The 13,250-nt window shown below is 65.2% G+C and carries 14 protein-coding genes and 1 riboswitch; of the genes, 9 read left to right on the top strand and 5 right to left on the bottom strand.

The window, feature by feature from the left end; genetic code table 11:
* The first annotated feature begins 81 nt into the window (after window positions 1-81).
* Window positions 82-960 carry a DUF4031 domain-containing protein gene (locus OCL88_RS06350; protein WP_201433720.1) on the top strand — a complete coding sequence of 293 codons (879 nt, stop codon included), beginning with the start codon at window positions 82-84 and terminating at the stop codon, window positions 958-960.
* Window positions 961-970: 10 nt separating this feature from the next.
* A complete protein-coding gene (locus OCL88_RS06355) occupies window positions 971-2,686 on the top strand; it encodes a sialidase family protein (protein ID WP_201433721.1) in 1,716 nt (571 codons plus the stop codon).
* A gap of 20 nt (window positions 2,687-2,706) precedes the next feature.
* Here OCL88_RS06355 and OCL88_RS06360 read toward each other — a convergent pair whose 3' ends face one another.
* Entirely contained in the window at window positions 2,707-3,108 is a 402-nt protein-coding gene (locus tag OCL88_RS06360; RefSeq protein WP_021472813.1) for a YccF domain-containing protein, read from the bottom strand.
* 324 nt (window positions 3,109-3,432) lie between these two features.
* Between OCL88_RS06360 and OCL88_RS06365 the strand changes: the two genes are divergently transcribed.
* Window positions 3,433-3,885 (top strand): SRPBCC family protein, encoded by a 453-nt coding sequence (locus tag OCL88_RS06365; RefSeq protein ID WP_166188132.1) that lies wholly within the window; start codon window positions 3,433-3,435, stop codon window positions 3,883-3,885.
* A 170-nt stretch (window positions 3,886-4,055) separates the two neighbouring features.
* Here OCL88_RS06365 and OCL88_RS06370 read toward each other — a convergent pair whose 3' ends face one another.
* Window positions 4,056-4,652 (bottom strand): phosphoribosylanthranilate isomerase, encoded by a 597-nt coding sequence (locus OCL88_RS06370; RefSeq protein ID WP_193592789.1) that lies wholly within the window; start codon window positions 4,650-4,652, stop codon window positions 4,056-4,058.
* Between the two features lie 89 nt (window positions 4,653-4,741).
* On the opposite strand from OCL88_RS06370, the gene OCL88_RS06375 reads away from it, so the two are divergent.
* The 4 genes from OCL88_RS06375 (at window position 4,742) to OCL88_RS06390 (ending at window position 7,162) form a co-directional block, all read left to right on the top strand.
* Window positions 4,742-5,350, top strand: coding sequence for a HutD family protein (locus OCL88_RS06375; RefSeq protein ID WP_193592788.1), 609 nt, complete (start codon window positions 4,742-4,744; stop codon window positions 5,348-5,350).
* Window positions 5,351-5,431: 81 nt separating this feature from the next.
* Window positions 5,432-5,497: riboswitch (guanidine-III (ykkC-III) riboswitch) on the top strand.
* Window positions 5,498-5,506: 9 nt separating this feature from the next.
* Window positions 5,507-5,821 (top strand): DMT family transporter, encoded by a 315-nt coding sequence (locus OCL88_RS06380; protein ID WP_021472817.1) that lies wholly within the window; start codon window positions 5,507-5,509, stop codon window positions 5,819-5,821.
* A 2-nt stretch (window positions 5,822-5,823) separates the two neighbouring features.
* A complete protein-coding gene (locus tag OCL88_RS06385; protein ID WP_264961956.1) occupies window positions 5,824-6,219 on the top strand; it encodes a DMT family transporter in 396 nt (131 codons plus the stop codon).
* 292 nt (window positions 6,220-6,511) lie between these two features.
* Window positions 6,512-7,162, top strand: coding sequence for an MBL fold metallo-hydrolase (locus OCL88_RS06390; protein WP_201434533.1), 651 nt, complete (start codon window positions 6,512-6,514; stop codon window positions 7,160-7,162).
* Window positions 7,163-7,267: 105 nt separating this feature from the next.
* Here OCL88_RS06390 and OCL88_RS06395 read toward each other — a convergent pair whose 3' ends face one another.
* Both OCL88_RS06395 and OCL88_RS06400 read right to left on the bottom strand, forming a co-directional pair.
* Complete coding sequence (locus OCL88_RS06395) at window positions 7,268-9,001, bottom strand: DEAD/DEAH box helicase (RefSeq protein WP_264961957.1); 1,734 nt, start codon at window positions 8,999-9,001, stop codon at window positions 7,268-7,270.
* 330 nt (window positions 9,002-9,331) lie between these two features.
* Window positions 9,332-10,801, bottom strand: a complete 1,470-nt coding sequence (locus OCL88_RS06400; protein WP_264961958.1) for an MFS transporter — start codon at window positions 10,799-10,801, stop codon at window positions 9,332-9,334.
* On the opposite strand from OCL88_RS06400, the gene soxR reads away from it, so the two are divergent.
* Entirely contained in the window at window positions 10,800-11,324 is a 525-nt protein-coding gene (soxR, locus tag OCL88_RS06405; protein WP_319951644.1) for a redox-sensitive transcriptional activator SoxR, read from the top strand. The genes OCL88_RS06400 and soxR overlap by 2 nt on opposite strands.
* Before the next feature lie 120 nt (window positions 11,325-11,444).
* Complete coding sequence (locus OCL88_RS06410) at window positions 11,445-12,173, top strand: SAM-dependent methyltransferase (RefSeq protein WP_264961960.1); 729 nt, start codon at window positions 11,445-11,447, stop codon at window positions 12,171-12,173.
* Here OCL88_RS06410 and OCL88_RS06415 read toward each other — a convergent pair.
* Window positions 12,170-13,207, bottom strand: coding sequence for an Lrp/AsnC family transcriptional regulator (locus OCL88_RS06415; RefSeq protein ID WP_166188106.1), 1,038 nt, complete (start codon window positions 13,205-13,207; stop codon window positions 12,170-12,172). The genes OCL88_RS06410 and OCL88_RS06415 overlap by 4 nt on opposite strands.
* Between the last annotated feature and the right edge of the window lie 43 nt (window positions 13,208-13,250).

Consider the following 13,250-nt stretch of genomic DNA (forward strand, 5'->3'; position numbering starts at 1 on the left):
CGGTAGACACGCCCTGACGACCGGCAACTGGGAAGGATCGCGCCGCCTTTGCCAAGGCTGAACCGGGACTACACTTTGCCCATGGCCGTATACGTCGATCCGCCCCTGTGGCCCGCGCACGGGACCGTCTTCTCCCACTTGATCTCGGACAAGTCCTTGGATGAGCTGCATGCCTTCGCTTCGGCAGCGGGGGTTCCCGAACGGGCTTTCGACGGCGACCACTACGACGTACCCGAGCGCCTCTACGACGACCTCGTCAAAGCGGGAGCCATTCCGGTGGAGGCACGTGTCCTGGTCCGGAAACTCATTGCCAGCGGTCTCAGGATTCCCGCCCGGGACCGGAACAAGGCCCTCACAGTTCCCTTGATGAAGCACTGGAACACCATTTACCCCGGCCACGAGGAACTGGGCTTGGAGTTGCTGGAACGCTGGGGCGAGGACACCCGGAAATACCACAGCCGCACCCACCTGCTGGCTGTCCTTGAGGCCTTGGACGTCCTCACCGAGCCGGCGCTCCCTGCACGGACAGTGTCCTTGGCGGCGTGGTTCCACGATGCTGTTTACGAAGGAGTCGCCGGACAGGACGAGGAGGCCTCCGCGCAACTGGCAGAGGACCGCTTGACCAAGGCCGGGCTTTCCCCGGAGGACGTCGCGGAAGTAGCCCGTCTTGTGCGGCTCACGGACAAGCACAATCCGGAACCCGGCGATCATGCCGGAGCACTGTTGTGCGATGCGGACCTCTCCGTCCTCGGCGGCGACGAACAGTCCTATGCCAAGTACGTCGCGGCCGTCCGCGAAGACTACGCCCACATCAGTGACGACGACTTCGCGACGGGGCGGGCCGCCGTCGTGCGCCACCTGCTGTCCCTGGACCCGCTGTTCCACGGAGACCGCGCGAAGGCGTTGTGGCTGGAGGCAGCCCGGCGCAACCTCGCGGCCGAGTTGGCTGGTTTAACCTAAACTAGGAGGTGTGACCTCCTACCTCCCCCCGTCAATCCCGCAAGCACGGCCCACTGTGGAGCATGTGCTCGCTGTTCGAGGCGTGGGCGGTTACCGTCAGTACCGGATTCCTGCCCTCGCCGTCAGCACGCGCGGCACCATCCTCGCCGCCTACGACGGCAGGCCAAACCTCGACGACCTCCCCAACACCATCGACCTCCTTCTCCGCCGCAGCTTCGACAACGGCGCTTCGTGGACCGGGCAACATGTGGTCCGCACCGGTTCGGGCTTGGACGGTTACGGTGACCCGAGCCTGTTGGTGGACGCTGACACCGGCCGGATCTTCATGTTCCACGCGGCAGGAACGCACGCCGGCTTCTTCGAAGCGTCGTCCGGATTGGAACCCGAGGACGACATCCAGCACGCGGATGTCAGCTTCTCCGACGACGACGGCGGCACCTGGCAGCACAGGCGGCTCACCGCGATGCTCAAGCCCGTTCACCCTGGAACCACCGGGCTCTTCGCCTCAGCCGGCCAAGGAATTCAAGTCCACACAGGCCCCTATTCAGGACGTCTGGTCCAGCAATACGTACTGCTGATAAACGGCGAAATCAGAGCCGCCTCCGCCTACAGCGACGATCACGGCGGGACGTGGACGCTGGGCGGGCTGATCGGGCCCGGCCCGGCCGGAGTTGGACCCAATGAAAACAAGGTGGTGTGCCTGTCCGATGGCCGGCTGCTGCTGCACTCAAGGGCCACTCCGTCGCGGCTGGCTGCCATCTCCAACGACGGCGGCCAGACCTGGAGTTCACTGCTGCCCGTTCCCGAACTGCCGGACCCCAGTGACAACGGCTCCCTGGCACGTTTCGACGGGGCGCCGATTGTTGACGCACTCGCGGGTCCGGACACGGGCTTTGGCGCCGGCTCGGCGTCCGGTTCGGCTTCCGGTTCGGCTTCCGGCAACTGGCTGATTGCCACCAATAACCAGGACCCGCACCTGCGCCGCAACACAGTGTTGAGCCTCTCCCCGGACAACGGTGCCACGTGGCCTGCGAAGCTCATGCTGTGCGAGGGCAGTTCTGCCTACTCCACGGCGACGCGGTTGCCGGACGGGAATATCGGCGTGCTGTATGAACGGCAAGGGTACCGGGAGATCGTCTTTGCCTCGGTGCCGGCGGAACAACTCACCCTCCAGTTGGCCTCCCCCCGCCTTCCGGAGGCACCCGTGCACCGTGGGGAAGCCGGCCCATTGTCCTTCGACATGGAACTTCGCTCGATCACCCCGGGCCGGCCCGAAGTATGGCAGAACGCCGGGGAATTCCACGTGATCCCCTCCAACAGCGACGGCGAATGGGATGTCCAGACGTGGAAGGAAATCGGCCAAGGCTATGCGGACGGGGATCAAATCCTGGGCACCCGCGAAGCACAGGACCTGAACTACGGCCCCATCATTCCCGGCTACAAGGCAGGTGACATCCTGGCTTTCACCGGGCGCGTCCGGAACGCCGGCACCCAGCCGCTTTCCGGCGTCGTGCTTCATGGGCCGCACTGGCAGGAGTTTCCCGCCGTCGACCTGCTGCCCGGTGAGCATTCGCTGTACTTCACCCCGAGCTACACAGTGACGGAATCCGACCTGTGCTCGGGCACGGTGGAACTCACCTTCGTAGCGGAGGCCGACGGCGGGAAGTTCCGTGAGGAGCGGCAGTTCCGGTTCGATGTGCAGACCGGAGAGGTCTCCGGCTCGTAACCCATTGCGCTGGGTAACCCTCAGCGGTAGGTGCTGACGAACGGCCTGTCGGTCGGAACGATCTGCTTACCCAGAGGCATGAGCGATACCGGGATCAGCTTGAGGTTGGCAATGGCCAGCGGGATGCCGACGATGGTGATGGCCATGGCAACCGCAGTCACGACGTGACCGATCGCGATCCAGATGCCGGCCACCAGCAGCCAGATCACATTGCCAAGGAGGGCGAAGACGCCGCTTCCACCTGGCTTCTCCACCACCATCTGGCCGAAGGGCCACAGGCAGTAGAAGCCAATGCGGAACGACGCGATACCCCAAGGGATGGTCACAATGAGCACGCAGCAGATGAGTCCTGCCGCGAAGTAGCCCAAAGCCAACCAAAAGCCACCGAAGACCAGCCAAATGATGTTGAGCAGCGTTTTCATAGGGTCCATTCTCCATTGAACGGCCGACAAAATAACCCGGGGTATGCCCTGAATCGTCCCTGACTTCCGCCCTGTGCCCCTCTCTCACATCCCACCCTACTTCCGCCATCCCTCTGCCACATCCCACCCCCTCCGCCATCCCTCTGTCACATCCCACCCCACTTCCGCCATCCCTCTGCCACATCCCACCCCCTCCGCCATCCCTCTCGCACTCTTCCGGCGCAGTTCATCAGCACGCCGTCGGTTTTTGCCGGTCGTAAGCCTAGACTCGGTCAGACAACAGCATCTTTGGCCATCAGTCGATTTACTTACCACGGGAGCCACATGAGCACGGCACAGCACACTTTGACCCTGACCCGAGACTTTGACGCCCCTCGCGAGAAAGTATTCGAGGCTTGGATGGAGCCGGACCAACTCACTAAATGGTTCGGCCCAGTGGACGTGGGTGCTCCTCGCGAGAAAATCGTCGTTGAGCCCAAGGTGGGTGGAATATGGCAGGTCGTCATGGTCTGGACGGATGAGAACGGCCGGCAGGAAGCGCCCATCGAGGCCGTCATCACCGAGTTGGATGCTCCGGGCCTTCTGGTCGCGAAGGCTAAAGCCGCCCCGGACTCGGACCACGAGTACGAAGAAATGCATCTTAAGTTCGAAGACCTGGGCGGCAGCCGCACCCGGATGCACCTGACGCAGGGACCGTTCGCGTCGGAGGAGTGGGTGGAGATGACGAAGGACGGCTGGGGCACGTCATTCGACAAGCTGGATGCGGTGCTCGCCTAGCCCGCGGACGCGCATCGGAAAAGCATCCGCTGAAACTCGGCTGGAAGTGACAGAGGAACCCCAAGAACTCGGCGGGAAGTGACAGAGGAACCCCAAAAACCCGACGGGATGTGACAGAGCAACACCAAAAACCCGACGGGACGTGACAGAGGAACGCCGGGAGGGGAACCCTAGGCTTTGGCGGCTTCCACGAACGCGCGGATCTTCGCCAGATCCTTCACCCCACGGGACGCCTCGACGCCCGAGGAAACATCAACGCCCCAAGCACCGGCAGCCGTTGCGGCGAACGCCACGTTGCCCGGCTCGAGCCCTCCGGCGAGCAACCATTTACGGTCGCCGAGGCCTTTCTCCTGTACGGACACGTAGTCCCAGGCCTCGCCCGAACCCGGAACGGCGGCATCGATCAAGAACAGGTCCTCGCCCAGATCACCGAACTCTTCCACAGAGGCACCCATGGTGGCTGCCCTGATGAGCCGCATGCCGGCGTCGTGCACTGTTTTGACGTCGTCGGCAGTCCGGTGACCGTGCAGCTGAACCCAGGCGAGACCGGCCTTACGGGCGATGGCCACGGCGTCGGCTGCGGTTTCGTGGCGGAAGACGCCGACCGCATGCACGCCCCCCGGAACAAGCGGTAGCAAAACGTGGACTTGCTCGGGCGTGACCTCGCGGGGACTGGCGGTCAGCACGAAGCCAACGGCGTCCGCGCCGGAGTCGACGGCCTCTTGCACGGATTCGGGCGTGCTTAAACCACACACTTTGACGAACATCCCGTGCCTCCAGACTTTGCGTGCAAAAACCAAACCCTTATGACGTTAGCAAGCGCTGCAGTGCAACGCCGAACTACTAGGCTGGACTGATGGAAATCATCCGCTTTGCCGACACCCATCCCGAGCCGTGGCGCAACGGCGGCGGGATCACACGCGAACTCGCCAGCCACCCCAAAGCGGCCTCAGCCCAGGACGGCTCGTGGGACTGGCGGGTCAGCATCGCGGACGTTTCCAAAGCCGGGGACTTTTCCGCTTTCCCCGGCATGGAACGCGTCATCACCCTGATCGACGGCGAACTCCTCCTCCTCACAGTGGACGGCGCCGAACATCCGCTGGAGAAGTACCGCCCGTTCCGGTTCTCAGGGGACGCGGCGTCATCGGCAACCCTGCCCACCGGCGACATCCGCGACCTCAACGTCATAGCCCGGACGGGGGCTTTCAAGGGGTACACGTCAATCGTCGAGATTTCCAAGAAGCGCCCGCACCCGGTGTTCGAGGGCCAGCTCGCCATCCTTCTTGAAGGCAAGGCAACCGTGACGCAGGGCGTTGCGGAAACCCCCGACGCCGACACCCCGCCGACCAGCCCCGGCGAACCCGTTGAACTGGCCAAGTATGACGCCGTGGTGGGTTCCGACGTCGCGAGCCCCGAGATCTCGGGCCGCGGATTCGTGGCGGTCGTTTCCATCGACCGGGCCTGAGCCCCGCCCGGCTGCCAGCGCCGAACTGGTGAGCTTGGCCACCGGAAGTGGCCACCCTCCGCGGGACTTGCTAGCCTGAAACCAAGGTTCCGCTCTGGAACCTCCGGACGACGGTTCAGTACCCGGTGCGCGACAAGACTGGCCAAAGGAAATGTCATGTCGTGGCTGATTCTTATTTTGTCCGGAGCGCTCGAGGCCGTTTGGGCCGCCGCACTCCACCGTTCCAAGGGCTTCCGAAAGCCTGTCCCCAGCATCGTTTTCCTGGTCTCCGTGATCGCGAGTACCGGCGGCCTGGCCATTGCCATGCAGTCAATTCCCACGGGCACGGCCTACGCTGTGTGGGTTGGCGTGGGCGTTGTGCTGACCTCGGCTTACGCCATGGTCACCAAAGTCGAACGCCCGACGCCGGCGCGTCTCCTGCTGCTCGCCGGCATCGGTTTGTGCGTGGTCGGCTTGAAGGTGGTGGCGTAGCCATGGGTACCCCAACCACTGCCAAACGCGAGGCAAGGACCGGAGTGTCCTGGCTGGTCCTCCTCGCCTCCGCCGTTCTGGAAGCCGTGTGGGCAACAGCCTTGGGGCTCTCCAATGGCTTCACGGAACTCATTCCAACGCTGGTCTTCGCGGTCACCGCAACTTTGAGCATGCTCGGCCTGGGCATCGCCGTGAAGCGCATCCCCTTGGGCACGGCCTATGCCGTGTGGGTGGGGATCGGTGCAGCACTGACCGTTGGCTGGGCCATGGTCACGGGTGTCGAGCCGGCGAGTCCGTTGAAGCTGCTCTTCATCGCGGGAATCGTGGGCTGCGCTGCGGGCTTGAAGGCCCTCCCCGCAGACCAGCCGGCTGACAAGGCCTCCACCAGCGCCGAGTAGCCGGACCCGCAGCACTCTTCGCCGAATTCGACGACCCGCTGCACGTTAGACGTGTCCTACCGTCTAATACGCAGCGAGTCGTCGAAATCGGGCAAGTTGAAGCTCACGGGTAGCGCCCCGCAAGCCGAAACCCCGCAAGCACCGCCATGACCTCCGCGTTCCGATTGTGGAAACCGTGGAGGTCATGGCGGAGCTGTCCGGGAGGGCTAAACCAAGGGCAAAATCAGGGCAACCCAGGGGAACGGGCAGCCGTGTCACCAAGGCCGCAAACCCAACGACGTAGGCTGAGCAGATGGATTCGCTAATTCACTCAACCCGCGACGTCACTATTCGCAGCATCTCCGTGAGCGAGATGAACAACAACGTGTACCTGCTGACGTCCAAGGCAACAGGTGCGCAGTTGTTGATCGATGCTGCCGACGACTTCCCGGCCATCCAGCAACTCCTGGCCGACTCCGCCGCGGATACGCCTGAGCCCACCAAGCTGCTGAGGATCGCAACCACCCACCAACACTGGGACCACGTGCGTGCCTTGGCGGAGCTGGTGGCAGCCAACGGTGCTACCACTTCCGCAGGAACGGACGACGCCGACGCGTTGCCTGTTCCAGTGGATGTGCGGCTTAGCCACGGCGACGTTGAGCAGTTTGACGACTTCGAGGTCCGTGCTATCCACCTTCGCGGACACACCCCTGGCTCGATCGCTTTCGTGTACCAGGACCCGGACGGACCGGCCCACATTTTCAGTGGAGACTCGCTGTTTCCGGGCGGCGTGGGCAACACTCAGAACGATCCCGCACGCTTCACGTCACTGTTGAATGACGTCACGGAACGGCTCTTCGACGCGTACCCGGATGACACCGTAGTGCATCCCGGACATGGCTTGCCTACCACGCTCGGCGCCGAGCGCCCCCACTTGGAGGAGTGGCGCGCCCGGGGCTGGTAACCGCCCGGGGCTGGTGACCTCCCGGGTCTCCAGACTTGCGGGGCCTGCCTTGCGCCCTAAACCCAAGGAATAGAGCGCAGAGCGGGCCTCACAACGTGAGGGACCTTAGCGGCCGCGGCGCTCGTTCGACGCCGGGGCAGACGCACGGCGGGGACCGCTGCGCGGCGGGCGACCCGAGCCGGAACCCCCACGGCCGGAATTGCCCGCGCCGAAGGATCCACCCGAGGTGCCGCCGGTGTTCGAGGACCACACGGCCTTGTTTCCGCTGCTGCGCGTCGTGGTGGCAGAAGCAGTTCGCGGAGCCGACGCCGACCGCTGTCCGCCGGCTGCACGCTGGCCGGTTGCGGGGCGACCACTGCGGCCGCTTTGACCCTGCGAGCCGGGAACGTCGTTACGGTGCGAGGCACCTGCCTTGCCGCGGCCGCGTGAGCCGCGGGCGACGTCGTCGTTCATTGCTGCCCGACGCTCCGCACGGCTGATGTCCGTGCGAACCGGCTCGGCCGAAACCTTGCCGCGTCCGCCGCGTCCCCCGCGACCGCCTGCAGTGGGCGTAGCCTGGCCGGAACGCCGTGCACGCTTGCGCTGGGCATTGGCGCCGTTGGACGTTCCGCCGCCCTGCTGCGGGAGCTTGGCTGCCAAGAGTGCAGCGCGCGTGCGGGGGTCAACTTTGTCCGCTACATCCCCCACGAGCTCAGCCACGAGCGGAGAGTTGGCGGTGACGCGCTCGAACGAGACGTCGACGCCGGCAGCCCGCATGAGCTTCTTGACGTCCTGCTGCTGCTCGGGGAGCGTCAGCGTGACGACGGTTCCGTCCGAGCCAGCCCGGGCCGTACGGCCGGAACGGTGCAGGTAGGCCTTGTGTTCTGTGGGCGGATCCACGTGGATGACGAGTTCGACGTCGTCAACGTGCACGCCGCGGGCGGCAACGTCGGTGGCCACGAGGACGCGCACCTCACCGCTGGAGAACTCGGCGAGGTTCCGGTCACGGGCGTTCTGCGACAGGTTTCCGTGCAGGTCCACCGCGGGAATGCCGGCGTCCGTGAGGGTCTTGGCCAGCTTGCGGGCATGGTGCTTGGTCCGCATGAAGAGGACGCGGCGGCCTGCGCCGGACGCCAGTTCCACAATGAGCTGCTTCTTGACGGTCTGGTCGTTGACCACCAGGACGTGGTGTTCCATGGTGGTGACTGCGGCCTGGGGATCGTCCACGGAGTGCGTCAGCGGGTTGGACAGGTAACGGTTGACCAGCTTGTCAACACCGTTGTCCAGCGTCGCCGAGAAGAGAAGGCGCTGCCCCTGCTTGGGGGTCATGTCCATGAGCTTCTTGACCACGGGGAGGAAGCCGAGGTCGGCCATGTGGTCTGCCTCGTCCAAGACGGTGACCTCCACCGATTCAAGCGTGAGGATGCGCTGGCGGATCAGGTCCTCGAGGCGGCCCGGGCAGGCGATGACAATATCGACGCCGGCACGCAGCGCCTTCTCCTGGCGGGCCTGGGAGATGCCGCCGTAGATCACGGTGGTGTTCAGGCCCATGGCCTTGGCCATCGGCTCGACGGTGGCGTTGATCTGGGTTGCGAGCTCGCGGGTCGGCGCAAGGACAAGGCCCATGGGACGGCCCGGCTTGCGGAAGTAGCCTGCCTCGCGCTCGGCCAGTCGGGCAACGAGCGGGATGGCGAATGCGATGGTCTTGCCGGAGCCGGTGCGGCCGCGGCCCAGGACGTCACGGCCGGCCAGCGTGTCCGGCAGGGTCTTGACCTGGATGGGGAATGCCTCTTCGATGCCGGTTGCAGCGAGGGATTCGACAATTGCCTTGGGCGTGCCAAGGGCAGCAAAAGTAGTCATGTACTTCATGTCTTTCGGGCGGTGTCCTGTGGCGGACATCGGCCCCCGACGCCGGTTGGGCCAGGGGTTCGCCGAGGAAAAGTCAGGTGGTCTACCGGTTCGCTGCAGGAGCGCTGGCCGGGACCAAATGGAACGCGTTCATCGACGCAGGATGTGCCTCTCACATGAAAAATGCCCCGCCGCGCAGCCTGTCAGGCCACCTGCTTCAGGGCGTCACCGCACATCAAGTGATCCCATTTTAGCAGCGGTGGACGTTTCTCCTTGCATCAGGCCCCCAACCGGGTCGCAGCACCGCGCGTTCTGAGCCCTGAAAACGCGCACAAATGCGACCTACTTGGGCTGGGTGAGCGAGAAGTCGGCTTGGCCGTCGCGGGCTCCGCGGGCCTCGGGCGCGGCGGAACCACCCGAACGGGAGTTGGGTGCGGCGGAACCACCCGGGGCTGCGACGCGCGGTGCCACCACGACGCCAACGACGCCGATGACCGCCGTCAGTGCAAAGACCGCCGCAAAGGGCCCAACGTTCGTGAAGGCCGCAAAGACGAGGCCGGTCGCGGCCAGGGCCAGCGCACCGCCCAGGGAGTCGGAGATGGACATGGCGGCACTGTTGAAGCCTTGGTTATCCGGCGAGGACAGCGCCAGGGTCATGACGCTGAGCCGCGGGTACATCAGGCCCATGCCGAAGCCAGCGAATAGCCAGCCAACAATCGCTATGGCCGCCGGCAACGCCAGCGCGGCCGTAACAAGCGCCAAAACGACGGCCCCCAACACCAGGATGGCGCCAATCTGTACAGCCAAGGCATCAGCCAGGCGGGTCCCGAACCGTCCTTGCACAGCGGACGCCCCGGCCCACGCCAGCGCCGATCCGGTCAGGGTCAGGCCCGCAAAGGTCGGGCTGAAGTCATAGCGCTCCGTCAGCATGTACGGCAGGTACACCTCGGCACCGAAGAAGGCAGCCGACGCCAGCCCACGGGACAGGATGACGCTCGGCAACCCCCGGTGCGCTGTGAGGGTTCCGCGCGGGACCAGCGGACGGACAGCCACGAGCGCCGTGACAAGTGCGACGGCGGCAATCACCGCGCCGAAGCCCGGCACTCCGCCGGACAGGTTCAGTCCAAGAACGGCCACGGCCGCGAGCGCCGCCCACGCCATGCGCCCGAAGGCCCATGGGACGGTCGGTGCATCCACACCGGATGGGGCCTCGGGCCCCTTTCCCGGAGCCAGGCCGCGCATCGCCGGAACCACCATGGCCAAGGCCGGAATGACCAGCCCAACAACTCCCAGGAAGACCCAGTGCCAACTGGTCAGCTCCGCCACCACCCCCGCCGCGAAAGGACCGATCAGGGAGGGAATCACCCAGGAAGCTGCGAAGGCCGCGAAGATCTTCGGGTGCAGGACGGGCGGGTAGATCCGCGCAACCAGGACGTACAGCGCCACAGTCACTGCCCCGCCACCAAGGCCCTGGACCAGGCGGCCGAGCACCAGCATCTCCATGGTGCCGGCAGTTCCTGCGATGAGGAGTCCCACCACGAACATCGCCACCGATGCGTAGAGCGGAGCCTTCGGACCTCTCCGATCGGACCAGTTCCCGGCACCCACCATGCCCATCACGCCTGTAGCCAGCGGACCGGCGAAGGCCAGTGCATACAGGCCGGCTCCGTTCAGGTCCCGGCTGACCACCGGCATCACGGTGGTGACGGCGAGGGACTCAAAGGCGCTCAGGAACACCAACGCGCAGGTGCCCACGGTGGCCAGGAGGTATGGACGGCGCAGGATACCGGCCGTTGAGGTGTCAGGGGTCATGCACGCTACCCTAGAACCTCAACCATTGTTGAGGTCAACGCCCCGCCGGGCACGTGGAGGTTCAGTCATGTCGAAGGTATCCGGACACCGGCCCCTGACCATTGGCGAGCTTTCCGAACGGAGTGGAGTGTCGCCGTCGGCCCTTCATTTCTACGAACGCAACGGCCTCATCAGCGCCGAACGGACGCCAGGCAACCAGCGGCGTTACGCACGCGAGACGCTGCGCCGCGTGGCGTTCATCAAGACGTCCCAGCGGGTGGGGCTGCCGTTAAAGGACATCCGCGAGGCATTGGAGTCCCTGCCCAACGGCCGCACACCCACCAAGCGCGACTGGACCAGACTCTCGTTGCGCTGGCGGCAGGAACTCGACGAGCGCATCGCCGCCCTGCAGCACCTCAGGAACGATCTGGACGGATGCATCGGTTGTGGCTGCCTGAGCCTGAAATCGTGCACGTTGCAGAACCCGTCGGACGAACTCGGCGCATCCGGGGCGGGCGCCCAGCGGTGGAACGCACCCAACTGACTGGCAGTAGGGGTTGTTCTGAGCCCTCAAAACAACCGCTGCTGCCAGTTAGTTGGGCGGGGTTTGCCGGAACAGCAACAGGTGTTGCGTCGCGTCTGCGGCGGACGGCACGCTTGGATCATGACTGAACACACTCACGACGCCGGAACCCGCCAGCACCCGCATCATCACGACGGCGGGGCTCGCCAAGGCGGCGACCAACAGGGCCGCCTGGACCTCCACGAGGATGCGGACAACGCCGTGGACATGTGGGACGGGATGTACCGGGAACGCCCGAAGATTTGGAGCGGGAACCCGAATCCCCAACTGGTCGCAGAGATCACGGGCATGGAGCCGGGAACTGCGCTGGACCTCGGCTGCGGTGAGGGTGCGGATGCCATCTGGCTCGCGAAGCAGGGATGGAAGGTCACCGCGATGGATGTATCGTCTGTGGCGCTTGAACGTGCAGCCGACCATGCCAGGGAAGCCGGGCTCCAAGAGAGCGTCAACTGGCAGCAACAGGACCTCGCGGAGTGGACACCCGAGCCCGTGTTCGACCTTGTCTCAGCCCAGTTCCTGCACTCTCCCCTGCTGCCCTGGCGGGACTCGGCGTCGAAGGCTGCCGCCGCAGTGGCGCCGGGAGGAACGCTGCTGGTGGTCGGGCACCACCCGCACGGGCTGGCGCCATGGAGCAGGCACCACGAGACGGACATGTTCTACACACCCGAAGAACTCGCGGAGGAACTGGGCTTGGAACACGGGCCGTGGTCAGTTGAGGTTCTCACCAGCCGCGAGCGGACCATCGAAGACCCGGACGGCAACCCTGCCACCATCATGGACACTGTCCTGCGGGCTACGAGGAAGCCCTAAGCGCTCGCCGGGAGCAGCTCGCCGTATGGTGGCACCACGGTTCCGGTGCACGTGGAGTCCGGGTTGAGCATCCAGCCCACCCGCTTGGCGGTGTTCAACATGACGACGCTCTCCTCCAGGTCGATCCCCGGGATACGTTGCTGGATGGCAAGCTCCATCTCCATCACCTCGGCCAGGGTGCGCAGCCACATGATCATGGTGAAGTTGGTCCGCCCCGTGGTTGAGGCCAGGAACCGCACGTTCCGGATGGTCCGCAACTCCGTGGCCGCGGCTTCGTGCTGGCCGGGCGGGACGTTGGCGAACCACTGCACGGTCACGGGGTAGCCGGAGAATTTCTGTGCGATCTCGCAGCGGAAGGAGAGCATACGGCTACCGAGCACGCGGGTGAGTTGGCGCTGGACGGTGGCCGGGTGACGGCCCAGGGCCCGGGCAATTTCCGCGGCTGTGGCACGGCCGTCGCGGGCCAGGAAGGGGATGAGCGCCAGATGGCTTTCGGGCAGCGGCACAACAATGGCGTCCGGTGCGGGCGGGTTGGCCGACTCGGGACCGGCCATTGCGCGCAATGCCTGCTGTTCAGCCTTGGTGAGGACGTTCAGCCGCCAGGCGTAGCCACTTGTATGGATCCTGGTGCACAGGGACGTGTGGTACTTGGTGAGGCCCCGGACTTCCTTGAGCCGGGGCAGCAGACCGGTACTGAAGTGATCCAGGTCCTGCGTGATGACGGTCAGGGTGAGGTCCCGGTTGCTGGCCGCCTCCTCCACGGTGATCACCTCGGGCAACCGGGCGAGGTCCGCGGTGACGTCGGGCCGGAGATCCATATCGCAATCGACGTCCACCATCGCCAGGCACATGTTCTTGGGGTCACCCATCAAGTGGGCGGTCGTCCACGCAGCACCTTGGGCCCTGAGACGGTCCCAACGGGCGGCCAGGGTGGTGGCATGGACGCCCAGGACGTCGCCGGCGTCGGACCAGCTGATCCTGGGTGAAATCTGCAGGGCGTTGATGAGGCGCAGGTCTTCCTCACTGAGTTCCATGTGCTCTATTCTCTCCCGCTTGCATGAATCCTGCATCTTTCAC

Source organism: Paenarthrobacter sp. PAE-2, assembly GCF_026013155.1.
Taxonomy (GTDB): domain Bacteria; phylum Actinomycetota; class Actinomycetes; order Actinomycetales; family Micrococcaceae; genus Arthrobacter; species Arthrobacter ureafaciens.